Annotated in this window: 12 protein-coding genes; 8 read left to right on the top strand and 4 right to left on the bottom strand. The window is 37.9% G+C overall.

Features of this window, described 5'->3' with window-relative positions; genetic code table 11:
• Positions 1 to 37: 37 nt before the first annotated feature.
• The 4 genes from gshB to HCU67_RS10595 are packed head-to-tail and all read left to right on the top strand — an operon-like array spanning position 38 to position 3,758.
• Positions 38 to 1,069 (top strand): glutathione synthase, encoded by a 1,032-nt coding sequence (gene gshB / locus HCU67_RS10610; RefSeq protein ID WP_168552600.1) that lies wholly within the window; start codon positions 38 to 40, stop codon positions 1,067 to 1,069.
• Positions 1,062 to 1,886, top strand: a complete 825-nt coding sequence (locus tag HCU67_RS10605; protein WP_168552599.1) for an N-formylglutamate amidohydrolase — start codon at positions 1,062 to 1,064, stop codon at positions 1,884 to 1,886. Before gshB ends, HCU67_RS10605 begins: the two co-directional genes overlap by 8 nt.
• On the top strand, positions 1,883 to 3,055 hold the full coding sequence (locus HCU67_RS10600; protein ID WP_168552598.1) for a peptidase MATCAP family protein: 1,173 nt from the start codon (positions 1,883 to 1,885) through the stop codon (positions 3,053 to 3,055). The genes HCU67_RS10605 and HCU67_RS10600 overlap by 4 nt, the downstream gene beginning before the upstream one ends.
• A 1-nt stretch (position 3,056) precedes the next feature.
• Entirely contained in the window at positions 3,057 to 3,758 is a 702-nt protein-coding gene (locus HCU67_RS10595; RefSeq protein ID WP_168552597.1) for a hypothetical protein, read from the top strand.
• Here HCU67_RS10595 and HCU67_RS10590 read toward each other — a convergent pair.
• Complete coding sequence (locus HCU67_RS10590) at positions 3,755 to 4,162, bottom strand: thiol-disulfide oxidoreductase DCC family protein (protein WP_345890709.1); 408 nt, start codon at positions 4,160 to 4,162, stop codon at positions 3,755 to 3,757. The two genes, HCU67_RS10595 and HCU67_RS10590, sit on opposite strands and share 4 nt — an antisense overlap.
• A 239-nt stretch (positions 4,163 to 4,401) precedes the next feature.
• On the opposite strand from HCU67_RS10590, the gene HCU67_RS10585 reads away from it, so the two are divergent.
• From HCU67_RS10585 to HCU67_RS10575, 3 genes are all read left to right on the top strand, one after another.
• On the top strand, positions 4,402 to 6,141 hold the full coding sequence (locus HCU67_RS10585) for a tetratricopeptide repeat protein (RefSeq protein WP_168552596.1): 1,740 nt from the start codon (positions 4,402 to 4,404) through the stop codon (positions 6,139 to 6,141).
• A gap of 255 nt (positions 6,142 to 6,396) precedes the next feature.
• Entirely contained in the window at positions 6,397 to 6,762 is a 366-nt protein-coding gene (locus HCU67_RS10580; RefSeq protein ID WP_168552595.1) for a hypothetical protein, read from the top strand.
• A 20-nt stretch (positions 6,763 to 6,782) separates the two neighbouring features.
• Entirely contained in the window at positions 6,783 to 7,139 is a 357-nt protein-coding gene (locus HCU67_RS10575; protein ID WP_168552594.1) for a hypothetical protein, read from the top strand.
• A 55-nt stretch (positions 7,140 to 7,194) separates the two neighbouring features.
• Here HCU67_RS10575 and HCU67_RS10570 read toward each other — a convergent pair whose 3' ends face one another.
• On the bottom strand, positions 7,195 to 9,075 hold the full coding sequence (locus HCU67_RS10570; protein ID WP_168552593.1) for a tetratricopeptide repeat protein: 1,881 nt from the start codon (positions 9,073 to 9,075) through the stop codon (positions 7,195 to 7,197).
• Positions 9,072 to 10,961, bottom strand: a complete 1,890-nt coding sequence (locus HCU67_RS10565; RefSeq protein ID WP_168552592.1) for a tetratricopeptide repeat protein — start codon at positions 10,959 to 10,961, stop codon at positions 9,072 to 9,074. The genes HCU67_RS10570 and HCU67_RS10565 overlap by 4 nt, the downstream gene beginning before the upstream one ends.
• A gap of 309 nt (positions 10,962 to 11,270) precedes the next feature.
• On the opposite strand from HCU67_RS10565, the gene HCU67_RS10560 reads away from it, so the two are divergent.
• Positions 11,271 to 12,848: a thiol-activated cytolysin family protein gene (locus tag HCU67_RS10560; protein WP_168552591.1), complete on the top strand. Its 1,578-nt coding sequence runs from the start codon at positions 11,271 to 11,273 to the stop codon at positions 12,846 to 12,848.
• A 59-nt stretch (positions 12,849 to 12,907) separates the two neighbouring features.
• On the opposite strand, the gene HCU67_RS10555 is transcribed toward HCU67_RS10560, so the two are convergent.
• Positions 12,908 to 15,079: an endonuclease MutS2 gene (locus HCU67_RS10555; RefSeq protein ID WP_168552590.1), complete on the bottom strand. Its 2,172-nt coding sequence runs from the start codon at positions 15,077 to 15,079 to the stop codon at positions 12,908 to 12,910.
• Between the last annotated feature and the right edge of the window lie 34 nt (positions 15,080 to 15,113).

Below are 15,113 nucleotides of genomic sequence, written 5' to 3'. Positions count from 1 at the left end.
CTAAGTCCTAATTTAGGAATTCATCAATTCGCACTATATGAACATTTGTTTTTTGATGTATCCGTGGGAAGAAATCGACCCAGAAAACGATACTAGCCTTGCTTTAATACACGAATGTGTAAAACGAAATCACGGAGTAGCGCTCTGTACACCAGCCAATTTGACCATCAGAAATAGTGTCACCAGTGCCTTTTGCACTGTTATCGGTAGGATGGACAAAGTCCCTTCGGCACTTAAATCTTTCTACAAGCAGGCAAAAACAAGGGAAGATATGCTTCCGTTGGCGGGTTTTGATGTCATTTTCATGCGGGCCAACCCACCCTTGGATCCAATTATGCTAAACTTCCTGGATTCTGTAAAAGATGATGTCTTTATCATGAATTCCCTTCAAGGACTGCGCGAGGCTAATAACAAATTGTATACTGCCGCATTTGGGGATAGCCACAACAATATTATACCGGTTACCCATGTATCAAAAAATAAGAATTACTTGGTTCAGCAAATCAAGGAATCACCAGCTGAAAAGATGATTCTAAAACCATTAAATGGTTTTGGGGGTTCTGGAGTTATCCTGATTGAAAAGTCAGCCATGAGCAACATCAAATCGCTTTTAGACTTTTACGTAACCAACTCAGATGGAACATCTAACTATGTTATACTTCAAGAATATATTGAAGGTGCTGACCAAGGCGATGTTCGAATATTGATTCTTAATGGTGAACCTATCGGGGCGATGAGAAGGGTTCCCGGTTCCGATGATCACCGCTCCAATGTATCCGCTGGTGGCTCGGTGGCTAAGCATCAGATGACGAAGGCGGAAAAAGCCTTATGTAAACAGATTGGACCAAAATTGGTAAAAGACGGACTTTTTTTCGTGGGTATCGATGTTATTGGAGGCAAATTAGTAGAAGTGAATGTGATGTCACCAGGTGGTGTAACTTACATGAATAAGGTATACAAAACTAAGATTCAATGTCAAGTCATCGATTTTATTGAAAGTAAGGTCACGGCTAAACTTCAGGCTTTTGACCGAAGATCTAGACTTCGTAAAGAGGTTGAAGATGCATAGGCTCGCCGTTGCCGATATTATTCGGCGTATTGAAAACCAAGATGTATTTGAGGCGGTTTGCGAGGACTATTCCTTTACCATAAAGATTGAAAACTATGTTCCTTATGTCTGTGCAGCAGTACATGACGGGCATAATTTTAGAAAGGAGCTTTGGGATAACTGCCTACATACCGAATATGAACGTTGGTACGAAGAAGATCCCTGTACGAAGGCTATGGTTCACTCGCAACCTATCGTAATTTCAGGTCTTGACAGTCGATTTGAATATGATTTGAATAGAGCTCCTGATACGGCAATTTTTGATACGGCCTGGGGAAAACAGCTATGGAAGAATCCACTTCCTGAATTAATGAAGCAGAAAAGTTTAGACAAACATGCTGCATTCTACACTGTGGTCCATGCGCTGATTCGTCAATTGGAAAAGTTGTTTTCTGAAGTAATTGTTTTCGATATGCACAGTTACAATTGGAAACGGTGGGATAGGGAAGTGCCTACTTGGAATTTGGGCACTATTAATATCGATAATGAACGCTTTGGTAAGACTGTTAAGGCTTGGAGTGATAAATTGGGTGGACTACAATTACCTCACGGCATTAAATCAACATCACGTATCAATGATACTTTTCAGGGCAATGGCTATTTTTTGAAATACATTACCCAAAACTTTAAGAATACCCTTGTACTTGCTACCGAAATCTCTAAAATTTACTGTGACGAGCACACTGGCGTCATTTTCCCTGAAGTGGTCGATTCGGTTGAACGACAATTAAGGGAATTGATACCTTTGCAGGCCAAAGAATTCGCAGAAGGTTTATGATAGCATCAAAAGAACATCAAGAACTACAAAGAAAATACCCTGTTCTATTTGATATTGATTTCAGTTTGGACCGTTTAATAAAACGGATTGAGCTATTGAGTTATGTAAACCCTTTGAACATTGAGAAAGAGAAGCACCGTTTCTTTGCTTCCAAATATTCCATTGAGCCTGAATTTAAATATCCCAAGGTTAAGTTCAATCCGTACAAGTTGCAACGGGCTTTTTTTGCACAAGAACTGGAAGAAGTGAAAGATGACGTCATTCGTGGTATTTACAAAGACATCATCAATTATTATTCGAATATGGTGCAGTGTATTGAGACCATTGGACAAGGAAAACATTTTTATTATAACTCCTTAAGTGTTTATGGCACGCCCACGGAAAAAGATGTTCAAAATGCCCGGTTTATTCTCCATTTTGATGATGAGCCTTTAGGTAATGATATGGATAAGGTTTTTACGCCGACTGATGCGAAAGACTACTTTGAAAAATTTGTAAAGCAATATGATTTTCCGTTGAACATTCGCTTTTCCACCCATATCGCAGCAGATGCTATGGTGACCAACAGTGACCAAACCTTAATCATCAAAAGGAATACAAAATTCAGTAAGAACCAACTGCTAACATTGGCCAATCATGAAATTGGAGTGCATTTGGTTACCACATTCAATGGCCTTCAACAACCTTTGAAAATATTCTCCAACGGAATGCCCAAGAATGTTGAAACCCAGGAAGGCCTTGCTGTTTTCAGTGAATATATGGGAGGAGCTTTAACCTTAAAGCGTCTAAAGGAATTGGCCTATCGTGTATTGGCCTCAGATAGCCTTATTAAAGGCTATAGTTTTGCAGATACTTTTGATTTGATCCATGGTACATACAAACTCAATCGTAAAGAGGCCTTTAGTATCACTTTACGTGCCCATCGTGGTGGTGGATTTACCAAAGACCGGTTATACCTCAGTGGTCTCCGTAAAATCTACAAACGATATAAGCGAGAAGAGTCTATGGATAACTTGCTTTTGGGAAAAGTGGCCTTGACCGACGAAGACAATATAAAATACTTAAAGCAAAAAGGTTTAGTGCTTCCTATTGCCCACAAAAGCTATTCGTTTGACCGAAAATTGAATACCAACACCACTTTGGATTTTATTCTTAATAATTTAAAGTAAGATGAAAAAAATTGGAATCTTATTAATATTCCTGTTAACCTTTACCAATACCACAGGCCAAGAAAACAGTATTTGGTATTCCTTTGGTAATGAGGGCGACAAAACAAAAATTAGGGAGCTTAAGGACATCATTTTGTATGAAGAGGTTAAAGAAGAAGAAAGTCCGTATCCTGCCCGTGTGGATACCCTTGATATTGTGAAGCGAATCGATGCCTCAAATTATATCATCTTTAAACCTAATCGTCAAGGCGATTACGCACTGATGACAACTGATTTGATACATGATGGGGCTATAAAATCGATAGGCATCTACTATCCTTCAGAGACAGCAGAACAAGTAGAAAAGCTTTATACCAATAATGGATTGCCTCTTTGGAAAGATTTGACGAAGACCTGGGTTTTTACTGAAAAGAAAGTTTTGGAGCTTGAAAATGCCCCAGGTTATGATGAAGCAACTCGAGAGGCAGTGCTAGAAGCTCTTAGTATACGCCAAGGGATAAGTCCAGATTTAAAGGCCTTTCAGCAAGAATTTCCAGATACAAAATCATGGCAATTATATCGTTTTGTAGAAGTCAAAGCACAGCATAAGTTTATTGAATTGGGGTACAACCCCTATAAACGAGTGGTCTATAATTTCGAAAAACAATTCGCAGGTGATGAAGAGGTTATAAAAGCCCTGACCGAACCGATGTCTTTCGATTAACCCAAAAATTTTGCCTGTAATTCTGGTGTAGGAATCATGCATTGGTCTTTTCGACCGAACCAGCGATAGCGATTACGCGCAACAAAATCATAAACTGCATTTCGGATAGAAGTTGGAACCCATTTGAAGATGCGCAGTATATTCCAGAAGCCTCCGAAATCCTTGGCGATTTCCAAAGCCGCATCTGATTTTATAAAATAGGCAGTTCCTGGTTCAATCAAAATAAAAGAATCTATTCTAGCAGTATCTATTGCACGTTCTTTGGTCAGTTGTTGACCTAGTTCACTTTGTAAGGGTGCATAGCGAAAAAGGTCTTTTTTATCCCGTTTGATTACAAATTGAATTACGCCATTACAAAGGTTGCAGACGCCATCAAACAAGATTATCTTTTTTCCATCTTCCACATTGCAAAGATACCTTCGGATCTATTGAAAGCCTAGTTTTTATAACGTATTTAAGAAACTTGCTATAAAGGGTACTTTTAGAAGTGGTATTTACCATTGGTCTAAAATTTCCAAATATTTAGCATTGATCCTTTTTGAAAATTACAATCCATACTAGAATTGCATGGGTGTTTTTTAGACCTAAATAGGTTCTTTTAAAAAGTGGTATTTTTAAAAGACTTTACTTCCGCCAACCCCTTATGAAATACGTTATCAATGTAATGGTATTCTTTAGTATCTGTTTTGTGATACCAAGCTATGCCCAAGTTGAACGTGAAATAGATAGCATTCTTAAAACGATACCCTCGCAAAAAGACTCGTTATTGGCCGATGCATATTCTAAGCTATACTACAGATATAGAAACATAGGGGATATAGAGACGGCTAAAAAGTACTCAGATTCTTTAGGAGCTCTTGCCTATGCATTGGACAATCCATGGCTTAAAGGGGATCACCATCATGCGAAAGGCAGTTACTATATAAATACCTCTAATTTTCAAGAAGCCTTGAAAGAGACTCTTTTGGCTAAAGATTTTTATACGATGGTTAACGATCAGTACTGGCTAGCGCAATGCTTTAACCATTTGGGTATAATTTATAAGTATCTGGGGCAAACCGGTCTAGCCTTGGAATCTTATCTGAATTCCCTAAAAATAAGAGAAGACTTAGGACAAACGGATCCAAAAAGCTTAATGAATATAGGGGTGCTTTATGCAGAATTGGACAATTTGGAGGTATCCAACGACTACTATAAGAGGGTAGAAGCTATATGCCTTGAGGAGGATATTCCTTATGGTCTGGCCTTAACACGATCTAATTTGGCCACCAACCTAGTCAAAATGGGAGATTATTCGGAGGCTTTACGATTATACAAAGAAGGCCTGTTATTTTTTAAGGAGAATGAGCTAAAAAATGATCTTGGTGAGCAATATAATTTAATGGCCGCTGCCTATATTGGATTGGACTCATTGGGCACAGCGAAAAGGTATCTCGAATTGGCCCTTAACACGAATGAAGAAACAGGCGAATTAAAAGAAATTGGCCGTGCTAACCGCTATTTAGGAGACATCGATTATAAACTGGGAAAATATAATACTGCTTTGCGGTTTTTTCAGAAGAGTCTTGAAATTACAGGAGAATCGTCCAATACTTTAGATGCTGTTAAGGACTACTTGAAAATTTCTGACACCTATGAAAAACTTGGCAATCTCTCAAAAGCCTATGAGTACCGAAAGAAATACTATGCATTGAACGATACCGTATTCAATCAAAAAAACAAACAAAAAATCAGCGCCCTAGAATTACAGTTTCAGGCAGAAAAGAGTCAACAGGAAATTGAACTACAGAATAAAGAGATTGCACTGCTGGAGGAAAAACAAAAGGCGAGTAGAATTCAACGTATTGGGCTTATTGCGGGCTTGATAGCAACCGTATTGATTTTTGGGATGGGTATTTATGCACTGCGACAGAAAATGAAACGAAATCGGCTGGAGCGAGAACGTGTTAAATCTGAACTCGATTTTAAAAAGAAAGAACTCACCACGCATGCCTTACAGCTGGCTAAAAAGAACGAAGTGCTTGAAGGAGTAAAACAAAAAGCTTTAGAACTAAAGAATGGAAAAGGAGATGGAAGGTCATATCAAGATTTAATAACCACCATTAATTTTGATCAACAAGGTGATAAGGTATGGGAAAATTTCACACGCTACTTTGAAGCCGTTCACAAAGATTTTGAGAAAGATGCACTTTATAAGTATCCGGATATTACCAGAAATGAATTGCGTTTAATGGCGCTTATAAAAATGAATCTCTCTTCTAAAGAAGTCGCCAATATTTTGAATATTTCTTCTGATGGGGTTAAAAAAGCGAGGCAACGACTTCGAAAAAAAATGCAGCTCGCGCCTGAAGATTCCCTCGACACGACCATAATGGCAATATAATTGCTTTAGAGCTTAGCTGTAACACCCAGTAAAATTAAGGGTTTAGAGGGTGTACCCCAATTGTACCCCCTGCTAGAAGACCTTGTACCCCTTTCGTACCCCCCCGTTTTTTTTACCCCCAATTTTCAACTTTTAGGTTTGTGCTGTCATTAAGTTGATAACCAAAATTTTGTGGAGTCTTGCACTGGTTAGGCTGCAGACTAAACCGGTCGCAAGTAACTCCAAAATTCAGTTTAATCCACAAATTTAAATCGTATGAAAACTCCAAGAATTTTTTATCTATTCGTATTATTAGCTGTTTTATTCACCGGTACCTCCTGTGACAATACAGAAGCCTGTGAAGAAGCAAATACAGGTGCCATTACCCTTCAAAACCTAGGCACTGAAGGCAACCTACATTTATATATCAACCCGGTTCGGATAGGATCTAACACCCCTGGTGATTTGTCCGTTGCACCTGGAGAAAAAAAGAGCATAGACCTTGCGGCTGGGGTACCTAATATTCTAGTTCGAAGAATTACGTCCACCTGTACAGGTGATCGCTGTCAGATACGAAGCACAACCTTAGAAGAAAGGAGCTTAGATATATCTTCTTGTGAGACGATTAATATGGCCTATTAATCAATATAATAAAGCAGAAGATGAAAACAAGAATTTTAAAGTCAGCCATTATTTTGTTTGCTTTATTGCTTACCACGTCCTGTATATCCACAAAGAACTATGCAAACAGAATCAGTACGTGGCAAGGGAGTAATGTAAACGGCTTGATCAGCTCATGGGGTCCTCCAGGTGAGGTATATACCATGCCTAATGGCAATACCATGTACACTTGGTTATATACAAGTGATGGGTACGTAACTAAGCGGTACAATGAGTATACAAAACAGATGGTAGAACGCAATAATAGTTCGTATTGCAGCACAACGTTTACGGCCAATTCAGAGGATATTATCATCAATTGGCAGTTTAAAGGGAATGCATGCATATCATTTAAATAGACGATATCCGAAAGGATTATTGACTAAAAAAGGCCGCTATAAAAGCGGCCTTTTTTTATAAAGTATTCAGGAAACTCGTTAAATCAGTTTCTTTATTCAATCCCAATTTCTTTTTCAAGCGGTATTTTGATTTGAGAATACTATCAGGCAAAACGTTTAGGGTGGCCGCAATTTCCTTGGTGGTCAGGTTCATGCGAAGAAAGGCTGCCAATCGAATTTCCTTTTCTGAAATATCGCCATAAAGCGTCTTCAGCTTTTGGTCAAAATCGTTGTGCACCTCAGAAAAGTAGGTTTTAAAGGTCTCCCAATCCTTGTCGGAGGCCTTTTCCTTTTTCAGTAACATCACAATACGTCGGAACTCCATCTTGAACTTGTCGGGGGAGCTTTTAAGGTTTTCTAGATTCTCTTTCAACTCTTCCAAAAAAGTGTTTTTCTGCACCAAATGAAGCGTCTGGCTGGCAAGTTCCTTTTTCTTATGTGCAATTTCCTGTTTGTAAATTTCCTCTTGCTTCTCGCGGGCGATACGGTTTTTTTTCATTCGCTGACGGAACCCGAAAATCAATAATCCTGATAAGGCTAGGGCAGAGGCCATACCTCCTGCATAAAGACCTTTTCGCAGGTTACTGATTTCAACCTCTTGGTTTAGGGTCTGTATTTCCTTTTCTTGTAAGGCGAGGGCGGCTTCCTTTTTTTCAGTTTCATAAATGGTTTGTAATTCGTTTACTCGGTTTTTGGTTTCTTTACCATATATGCTATCACTTTTCTCTTTTTGCAGTTCTAAATATTTGATGGCATCCACCAAATTGTTTTTTTCTTTGTTAGCTTGATAAAGAATTTCGAAACTTCGATTGACACCTACCTCGATTTCCAAAGAGTCGCATAGTCTTAAAGCCTGCATACTGTAATTGATTGCCTGATTGAATTCCTTTTTTTGCAAATAGAGTTCACCCAGATCTAACAATAATATTTGTTTACTAAACCCAGAATTAATTTCATTCGCAATCGCTAAACTTTTTTGATAGATGCGTTCTGCATTTTCAAAATCTTTCGATAAAAATTTTATGTTCCCAAACTCGTTCAATGAAGTTGTCAGTAAAATTGAATCTTTCATTTCCTCTGCTAACGCTATGGCTTTTTTGATATTTACCTCGGCACTGTCCTTTTGGAAGGGTTCTTTGTTATATAAAATGGTGAGTCCTTCATAGGCTAGAGCCAAAGTATAGTTTGAATTATACTGCTTAAAGATGGGGATGGATTCATAGTAATACTTTAATGCTTCATTTCGGTTATTTAATGATTCATGAACACAAGCAACTACATAACACCCCTTGGCATAACCTACTTCATCACCAAGTTTTTTGAAAATTTCAGCTGATTTCAGTCCATTTTTTAGGGAAAGTTGAAAATAGCCTTGCTCTAAATATATTGAACTGTTTAGCAGATAAGTAGACCCTAGTTTTAGGGAATCTCCAAGCGCAATTAAAGCTTTTTCAGTTATGCTATTGTAGTAAACAGCGCTGTCATATTTGGATTGAAAAAAATAATCCCTTGCAATATTACTAGTGGCTAGCACCTCTTCTTTTTTCAAATCATTGCCCTTGAAAATCTCGAAAGACTTTTTGAACTCGTTTGAAGATTTTTCAAATTCACTTAGCTGAGAATAAATTGCCCCTCGATACAAATGACCAAGACCCAATCCTTTAGCGTACTTTAATTCCTTGGAAAGGTTTAAAACTTGATTCGCATATTCCATTGATTTGTCCGTATCATTATCTAAATAATATTTCCAAATTCTTTCAAGTGTTCTTATTTTATTGGTATCAGCCCTAGAACTCTTGGCATCAGACAATAAACTATCAATGTTGGTAAAGGATTGAGAGAAAGTAAAAAAGGGAATGCTAAAAGCGAAAAAAAGTATTTGACTAATATTTTTCATAATGAACTTAAAAAGGAAGTTAAATCGGTTTCTTTATCCAGACCCAATTTCTTTTTGAGGCGGTATTTTGATTTGAGGATGCTATCGGGCAATACGTTTAGGGTAGCGGCGATCTCTTTGGTGGTCAGGTTCATGCGTAGAAAGGCGGCCAGTCGGATTTCCTTTTCTGAAATATCGGCATAGAGTGTTTTTAACTTCTGGTCAAAGTCGTTATGTACCTCTGAAAAATAGGTTTTAAAGGTCTCCCAATCTTTATCAGAGGCCTTTTCTTTTTTGAGCAACATGACAATACGGCGGAACTCCATCTTGAACTTGTCGGGCGAACTTTTGAGGTTCTCCAAATTCTCCTTCAGCTCCTCTAAAAAGGTATTTTTCTGCACCAAATGAAGCGTCTGGCTGGCCAGTTCCTTTTTCTTATGGGCAATTTCCTGTTTGTAAATTTCCTCTTGTTTTTCTCGGGCAATCCGGTTCTTTTTAATACGCTGTCTAAATCCAAAAACGGAAAGGCCGAACAAGGCTAGGGCAGAGGCCATGCCACCGGCATAAAGGCCTTTGGTGAGTTTGTCGACTTTGGCTTTTTCATTTAATGTGTTAATTTCTTCTTCCTGCAGGGCGATTTCGGCTTCCTTTTTTTCGGTTTCATAGATTGTAGTTAATTCTTGAATTTGCTGTGATTTTTTCTCGGTATAAATCGAATCGTTAACTGAAATAAGGTTTTGATAGTCATTGAATGCCAATTCATAATTATTCTTTTGCGAATAACACTTTGCTCTTAGATTAAGAGCGATTTTAAGTTTGTCTTTTGCCCCAATACTTTCTGCCAAACTGATTGATTCATCGAGATATAAAATACCTTTTGTTGGATTTCCCAATAGATTAGAGATTTCCCCTTTATGTGTCAAAGCTTCGATAATTTTGAACTTTAAATTTTGACTCCTTGCTATTTTTAAGCTCTCATTAAATAGTCTATTGGCATCGTCATAATCTTTCTTCTCTAACCTAACTTTGCCCAGAGCACCTAAAGAAGAACATTCTATCCATTTGGCGTCTACTTCTTTTGAAAATTCGATTGCTTTATTTAAGTATTCTTCAGATTTATTAAGACTGTCCAAATAATAATAATTATTACCTAAATCATTGTAGGCTTGAGCGGCCCACCACTTTTCGTCTTCCTCTAAATATACTTTTAAAGCTCTTGCGTTGTAATCAATACTTTTCTGATAGTTTTTGTTGTGGAATTCCGTGTAACCCATGTTGTATAAGGCATTTGCATGTTGAAGTTTATTGCCTGCTTTCTCTAAAATTCGGAGACTTCTAAGTGCATTTTGAAGGGCTAATCTGTAGTTCCCTTTAGAAACATAAACCTTGCTTTTGGTTTCATATGAAATTCCCATGCCAATTGAATCATTCAATTTCTCTTTAAATAGTAAGATGCTATTGTCAAGAATCTTCAATGCCTTGTCATAATTTCCGTTCTCGTATTCAATTATTGAATAATTCCTATATGTTGTAGCGGACAAAAAATCAGCTTCAATTTCATTGAAAACCTCAAGAGCTTGGTCAAATCTAATACGTGTAGAATCCATATTATCTAGGAAATAGTAGGCCATCCCACTATGTAAGTGACCTTTGCCTATTCCCTCTAAGTAGTTTATTTTTTTGGACAAGTCATATTCTTTCTTGGCATATTCTAAAGCCTTATTCCAATCTACATACATGTATTGGTCGAAAAGAGCATGAAGTGTTTTTGCGCCGACTGTATCCGATTTATGTTGAGCTACAACATTCAAAAGACTGTCAACAACTTTAGAATTAGAGGAAGTTTGAGCAATAGTTTGAATCGATACGACAATAATAAGGGGAAACACCAGCGATTTAAGAGACATAATTATCAGTTTAAGAGCTCGAATTTAACCAAATGAATCATCCTAAGAAAGAGGTTGTCATTCAAGGAATTCGACTATTGTCCATTGTATGTCCATGTAAAAACTAAAATAAAATTTGTAATTGAATTTCATAAAAACTTGATATTCAATTATATATAAAATTTTATCCAATAGTTATTGAACCACTTGTCCATGGTGTACGGTATCAAGAATTATTAAACTTGTCCATACTTTGTCCATGGACAAAATTAGGTGTGGGGTGCTGATAAAGATAGTTTTGAGCTGTTGAATCTTTTAAACCAAGAAATTATGAAATCATTCACCAAAAAAAACCAATTACTGTGTATTGGAGCTTTAGCCCTAGTTATTGCCTTTAGTTCATGCAGTAAGAATATAGAAGAAGTTGATTTAGGGCCAGAACCCATAAGTGGAGCTGATGCGGATAGTATAAATGGAATTATTGCAAACCTAAGTTATGATGCCGATCGTCTCTTAAATGTACAAAGTAATACTGGTGATAGTCCACAAGGAGATGAATATACCGGCGAATATGATTTAACCAAAGGTGTGGTTTTTGAATGTAAGACGCAAGACATGAACATTCGTTCTAATTTTGAGGACGTAGTAATGTTCGACCCTGGTCTTGCCGTTATTTATCCTGGGGCCTTAATAATTGGAAATCGAGAGATGTTATCAGGAGCTCCCCAGCCCCTTCAGGTCGATAAGGCTCCTAGTAATTTAAGGGTCAATTTACCGGGAATTGGCGAAGGGGGTAATATAACTGTAACCAATCCTACCTATCAAAATACCCAAGCTGAAATTGATAAAACCCTTGAGTTTTGGAACGCTGAAATCGCCCCTCAAGGATATGCCATTGATGCGGATGCTTACTTTGAAAGTACGACGGCGTATTCAAAAGAGCAACTAAGCCTTTCATTGGGAGTAGGAGCTGAATGGGCCGGTGGATCTAACTTTGAATCCAATTTTGAATACACAAAAACAACAACCAAGCGTGTTGCAGCACAACTTTATAGACAGGTATATTATGAAATAGTTGCAGAAACCCCTGAATCACCTGCAGCTGTCTTTGGAAGCAACGCTACGCCAGAGCAAATCAAAGGTCTTATATCAGATGATAACCCGCCGGCCTATGTTAGTTCAGTGCAGTATGGGAGAATTATTATGATCCGAATGGAAACTACAGATACTGAAACTGAAGTTAATCTTGAGGCTGTCTTAAACTATGCAACTAAAGCTAAAACAGCTACTGGTGAAATCAATGCAAGTTATGATAAGGTAATTAAGGAATCCACTTTTAATGTAGTAACTATTGGTGGGAATGCGGAAGTAGCAACCAGTATAATTACTGGAACTGATGTCGAAGGTGGTGAGGGAGGATTGAATTATGTAATTACTGAGAGTTCACTGTACAATAGGGAAAATCCTGGTGCTCCGATAGGGTATACCATCAAATATTTGAAGGATAACAAAATAGCAAAAATGGGCTACAATACAGATTATCGAATTGAGACTTGTGGCTATTATGATTATACCCATAAAAATGTCGGTCTAAAAAAAGAAATTTTAGTTGATGTTAGATATCGATTTTCCTATAAAGATGCCGATTCTGGTAACACCATTAAGTACTATCCCTCTAGTGGTTATGTAGAAGTAGATGAACGCAATAGGTATTTTTACAGTACCCCTCCTGATGGAGCTTATGATGTAAAAATTGAATTTCAATATTGGGATTTGGGATGGAAAAATTTCAACGGCACTTTTAATCCTGATTATGTTAGCAGTCCGTTATGCTATGAAGCTACTTGTACAAAGCGTTTTGCAGGAATATGTACTGAATATTCCGTAAGTAGCACAGACTGCGATTAAATTTGAAATACGAACAGCTGGCCGCTCAGGTTGTGGATTCAACAATCTGATGCCGGCTGTTATTTTTTAGACGAAACCAGTTCCAATAAATCTACACTGACATTTGTAGTAAAAAGGCCATAGTTCACTATGGCTTTTCCTTTTTCCAAATCATCAATACTGCCAACAGCTTTACCATCGTGCATTCGTACACGGTCTCCAATCTTAAATACGGGACGTGGCTTGTTCTTTTCTTCCTGTTTGGCTTTCTCTTTTTTAACAGCCTTTTGTTTTCGGACCTTGACTATTTTTTGCTCCAGTTCATTGGCTGTTTGCTTTTTAACGGCACGTTTGACCTTAGCTTCTTTTGCCGAGGACTTTTTTCGCTTGCTATTCTCTGTCTCAACTATGCGAAGTAGCTCTGAAATTAATGGACGTTTTTTCTTGTCATGAAAGTACCTCTCAGCTGCATCATTGAGTTTATTGCCCAATTGTATCATTCGTTGGTTGTGATCGTACAATTCTTGGTAGTTCTCAAGCTTGCTCTTGATCTTAGCATTGAGCTTTTCCAGTTTTTGGGCCTCTTCTTTAGCTTTTGCCTCTTCATCTTGAAGACGAGACTCGGTTTTTGACATCTTCGACCGCTCCTTTTGCAATTTTGAGATTGTTGCGTCAAATCGAACCTTTCCTCTATCAATTTTTTTCTTTGCTTTATTGATGAGGCTATAGGGTATGCCATTCTTTTGTGCTACTTCGAAGGTGAAAGAACTTCCTGCTTCACCTAATACCAATTGGTATGTTGGCTCCAAGGTTTTATTGTCAAACTGCATATTAGCATTGGCCATATGTGGCAACTCATTGGCCAACAACTTTAAATTTGCATAATGGGTGGTGATAACACCAAAAGCTTCACGTTCGTAAAAGACCTCTAAAAATGCTTCGGCCAATGCCCCTCCCAATTCAGGATCTGAACCCGTTCCAAATTCATCTATAAGAAATAAAGTGTTTGAATTGCAACGCTTAAGAAAGAAGTTCATGTTTTTAAGTCGATAACTGTACGTACTCAAATGATTTTCAATGGATTGATTGTCTCCAATATCTGTCAATATCTTATCAAAAAAACAGACGGAACTTCGTTCGTGAACTGGAATTAGAAGCCCTGATTGAAGCATTACTTGAAGTAGACCAATAGTCTTTAGGGTAATACTTTTACCCCCTGCGTTGGGGCCTGAGATTACTATAATTCGGTTATGCTGTTGTAACTTAATGGTTTGCGGCCAGGTCTTTTCTTTCTTACTCTTGTTCGTTAAATAAAGTAGCGGATGATAGGCATCTAACAACTCAAGTTGACGAGTTTCATTGATTTTAGGTAGTAAGGCATTCATCTCTGAGGCATATTTTGCCTTTGCTGCAGTCAGATCAATGTGGGTCAAAAAATACTGATACGTTTCTAGTAATGGACTTTCTTGTCGTATGCTATTTGTTAGCGCTAAAAGAATCCTTCGTATCTCTTCTTTTTCTTCAAATTCAAGGTTGCTTAACTCGGTACTGTACTGTAAGGTCGTCTCTGGAACGATGTAAACGATACTTCCGGTTTTAGAATTACCAAGCACTGTTCCTTTTACTTTCCGGCGATACATGGCCTTTACTGCCAGTACGCGACGGTTTTCAACGATGGATTCTTTGATGTCATCAAGGAAATCTGCGGATTGGTAGCGTGAAAGGGCTGCACCAAAACTTTGATTGATTTTTCCGCGAACCTGATTGATATCCATGCGAATTCGCTTCAGGTCAATTGAAGCATTATCCCGAATTTCTCCAAACTTGTCAATGACATCACCAATTGCTTTGGGTATGTAAGTGTTTTCATTGATCACATCTGCCGAAGCATGTAATAACGGATAATATTCTTTAAATTTCTTAAAGAACTTTTTGTGAATGGAAAGGGTTTCACACAAATGTGCAATTCTTCGAAATCCTGAAACCTCCAATACCGTATTCTCAATCTGTAAAAGTTTGAGTTCCTTATTGATGCTGTCGAAACCATGGTTTGGAATTCGGTTATCGTTTTCAAAGGAAGAAAGGTATTCAGAAGTTTGGCCCAATTGTACCATTAGGTTATCCCTATCGGTCATTGGTGCTATATCTGAGGCGGCCAGCTTACCCAATTCAGTATTACAACGGTCAGCCAATTGTTCGAGAACAGTTGGAAATTCTAAGTCTTCAAGGGTTCTTTGCTGTATGGGATGCATTTTCTTTTTATAGCCAGGCAAAGATACGGCATAT

It is taken from the genome of Croceivirga thetidis, assembly GCF_012272815.1.
In the GTDB taxonomy this organism is placed as follows: domain Bacteria; phylum Bacteroidota; class Bacteroidia; order Flavobacteriales; family Flavobacteriaceae; genus Croceivirga; species Croceivirga thetidis.
Note: the sequence above shows the minus strand (reverse complement) of the source record. Positions and strands in the feature narration are given on the sequence as shown.

Excerpts from the sequence above, each read along its gene's own strand:
- HCU67_RS10585 (WP_168552596.1), top strand. The coding sequence starts at position 4,402 with ATGAAATACGTTATCAATGTAATGGTATTCTTTAGTATCTGTTTTGTG.
- gshB (WP_168552600.1), top strand. The coding sequence starts at position 38 with ATGAACATTTGTTTTTTGATGTATCCGTGGGAAGAAATCGACCCAGAA.
- HCU67_RS10555 (WP_168552590.1), bottom strand. The coding sequence starts at position 15,079 with ATGCATCCCATACAGCAAAGAACCCTTGAAGACTTAGAATTTCCAACT.
- HCU67_RS10570 (WP_168552593.1), bottom strand. The coding sequence starts at position 9,075 with ATGAAAAATATTAGTCAAATACTTTTTTTCGCTTTTAGCATTCCCTTT.
- HCU67_RS10560 (WP_168552591.1), top strand. The coding sequence starts at position 11,271 with ATGAAATCATTCACCAAAAAAAACCAATTACTGTGTATTGGAGCTTTA.
- HCU67_RS10565 (WP_168552592.1), bottom strand. The coding sequence starts at position 10,961 with ATGTCTCTTAAATCGCTGGTGTTTCCCCTTATTATTGTCGTATCGATT.
- HCU67_RS10580 (WP_168552595.1), top strand. The coding sequence starts at position 6,397 with ATGAAAACTCCAAGAATTTTTTATCTATTCGTATTATTAGCTGTTTTA.
- HCU67_RS10605 (WP_168552599.1), top strand. The coding sequence starts at position 1,062 with ATGCATAGGCTCGCCGTTGCCGATATTATTCGGCGTATTGAAAACCAA.
- HCU67_RS10600 (WP_168552598.1), top strand. The coding sequence starts at position 1,883 with ATGATAGCATCAAAAGAACATCAAGAACTACAAAGAAAATACCCTGTT.
- HCU67_RS10595 (WP_168552597.1), top strand. The coding sequence starts at position 3,057 with ATGAAAAAAATTGGAATCTTATTAATATTCCTGTTAACCTTTACCAAT.
- HCU67_RS10575 (WP_168552594.1), top strand. The coding sequence starts at position 6,783 with ATGAAAACAAGAATTTTAAAGTCAGCCATTATTTTGTTTGCTTTATTG.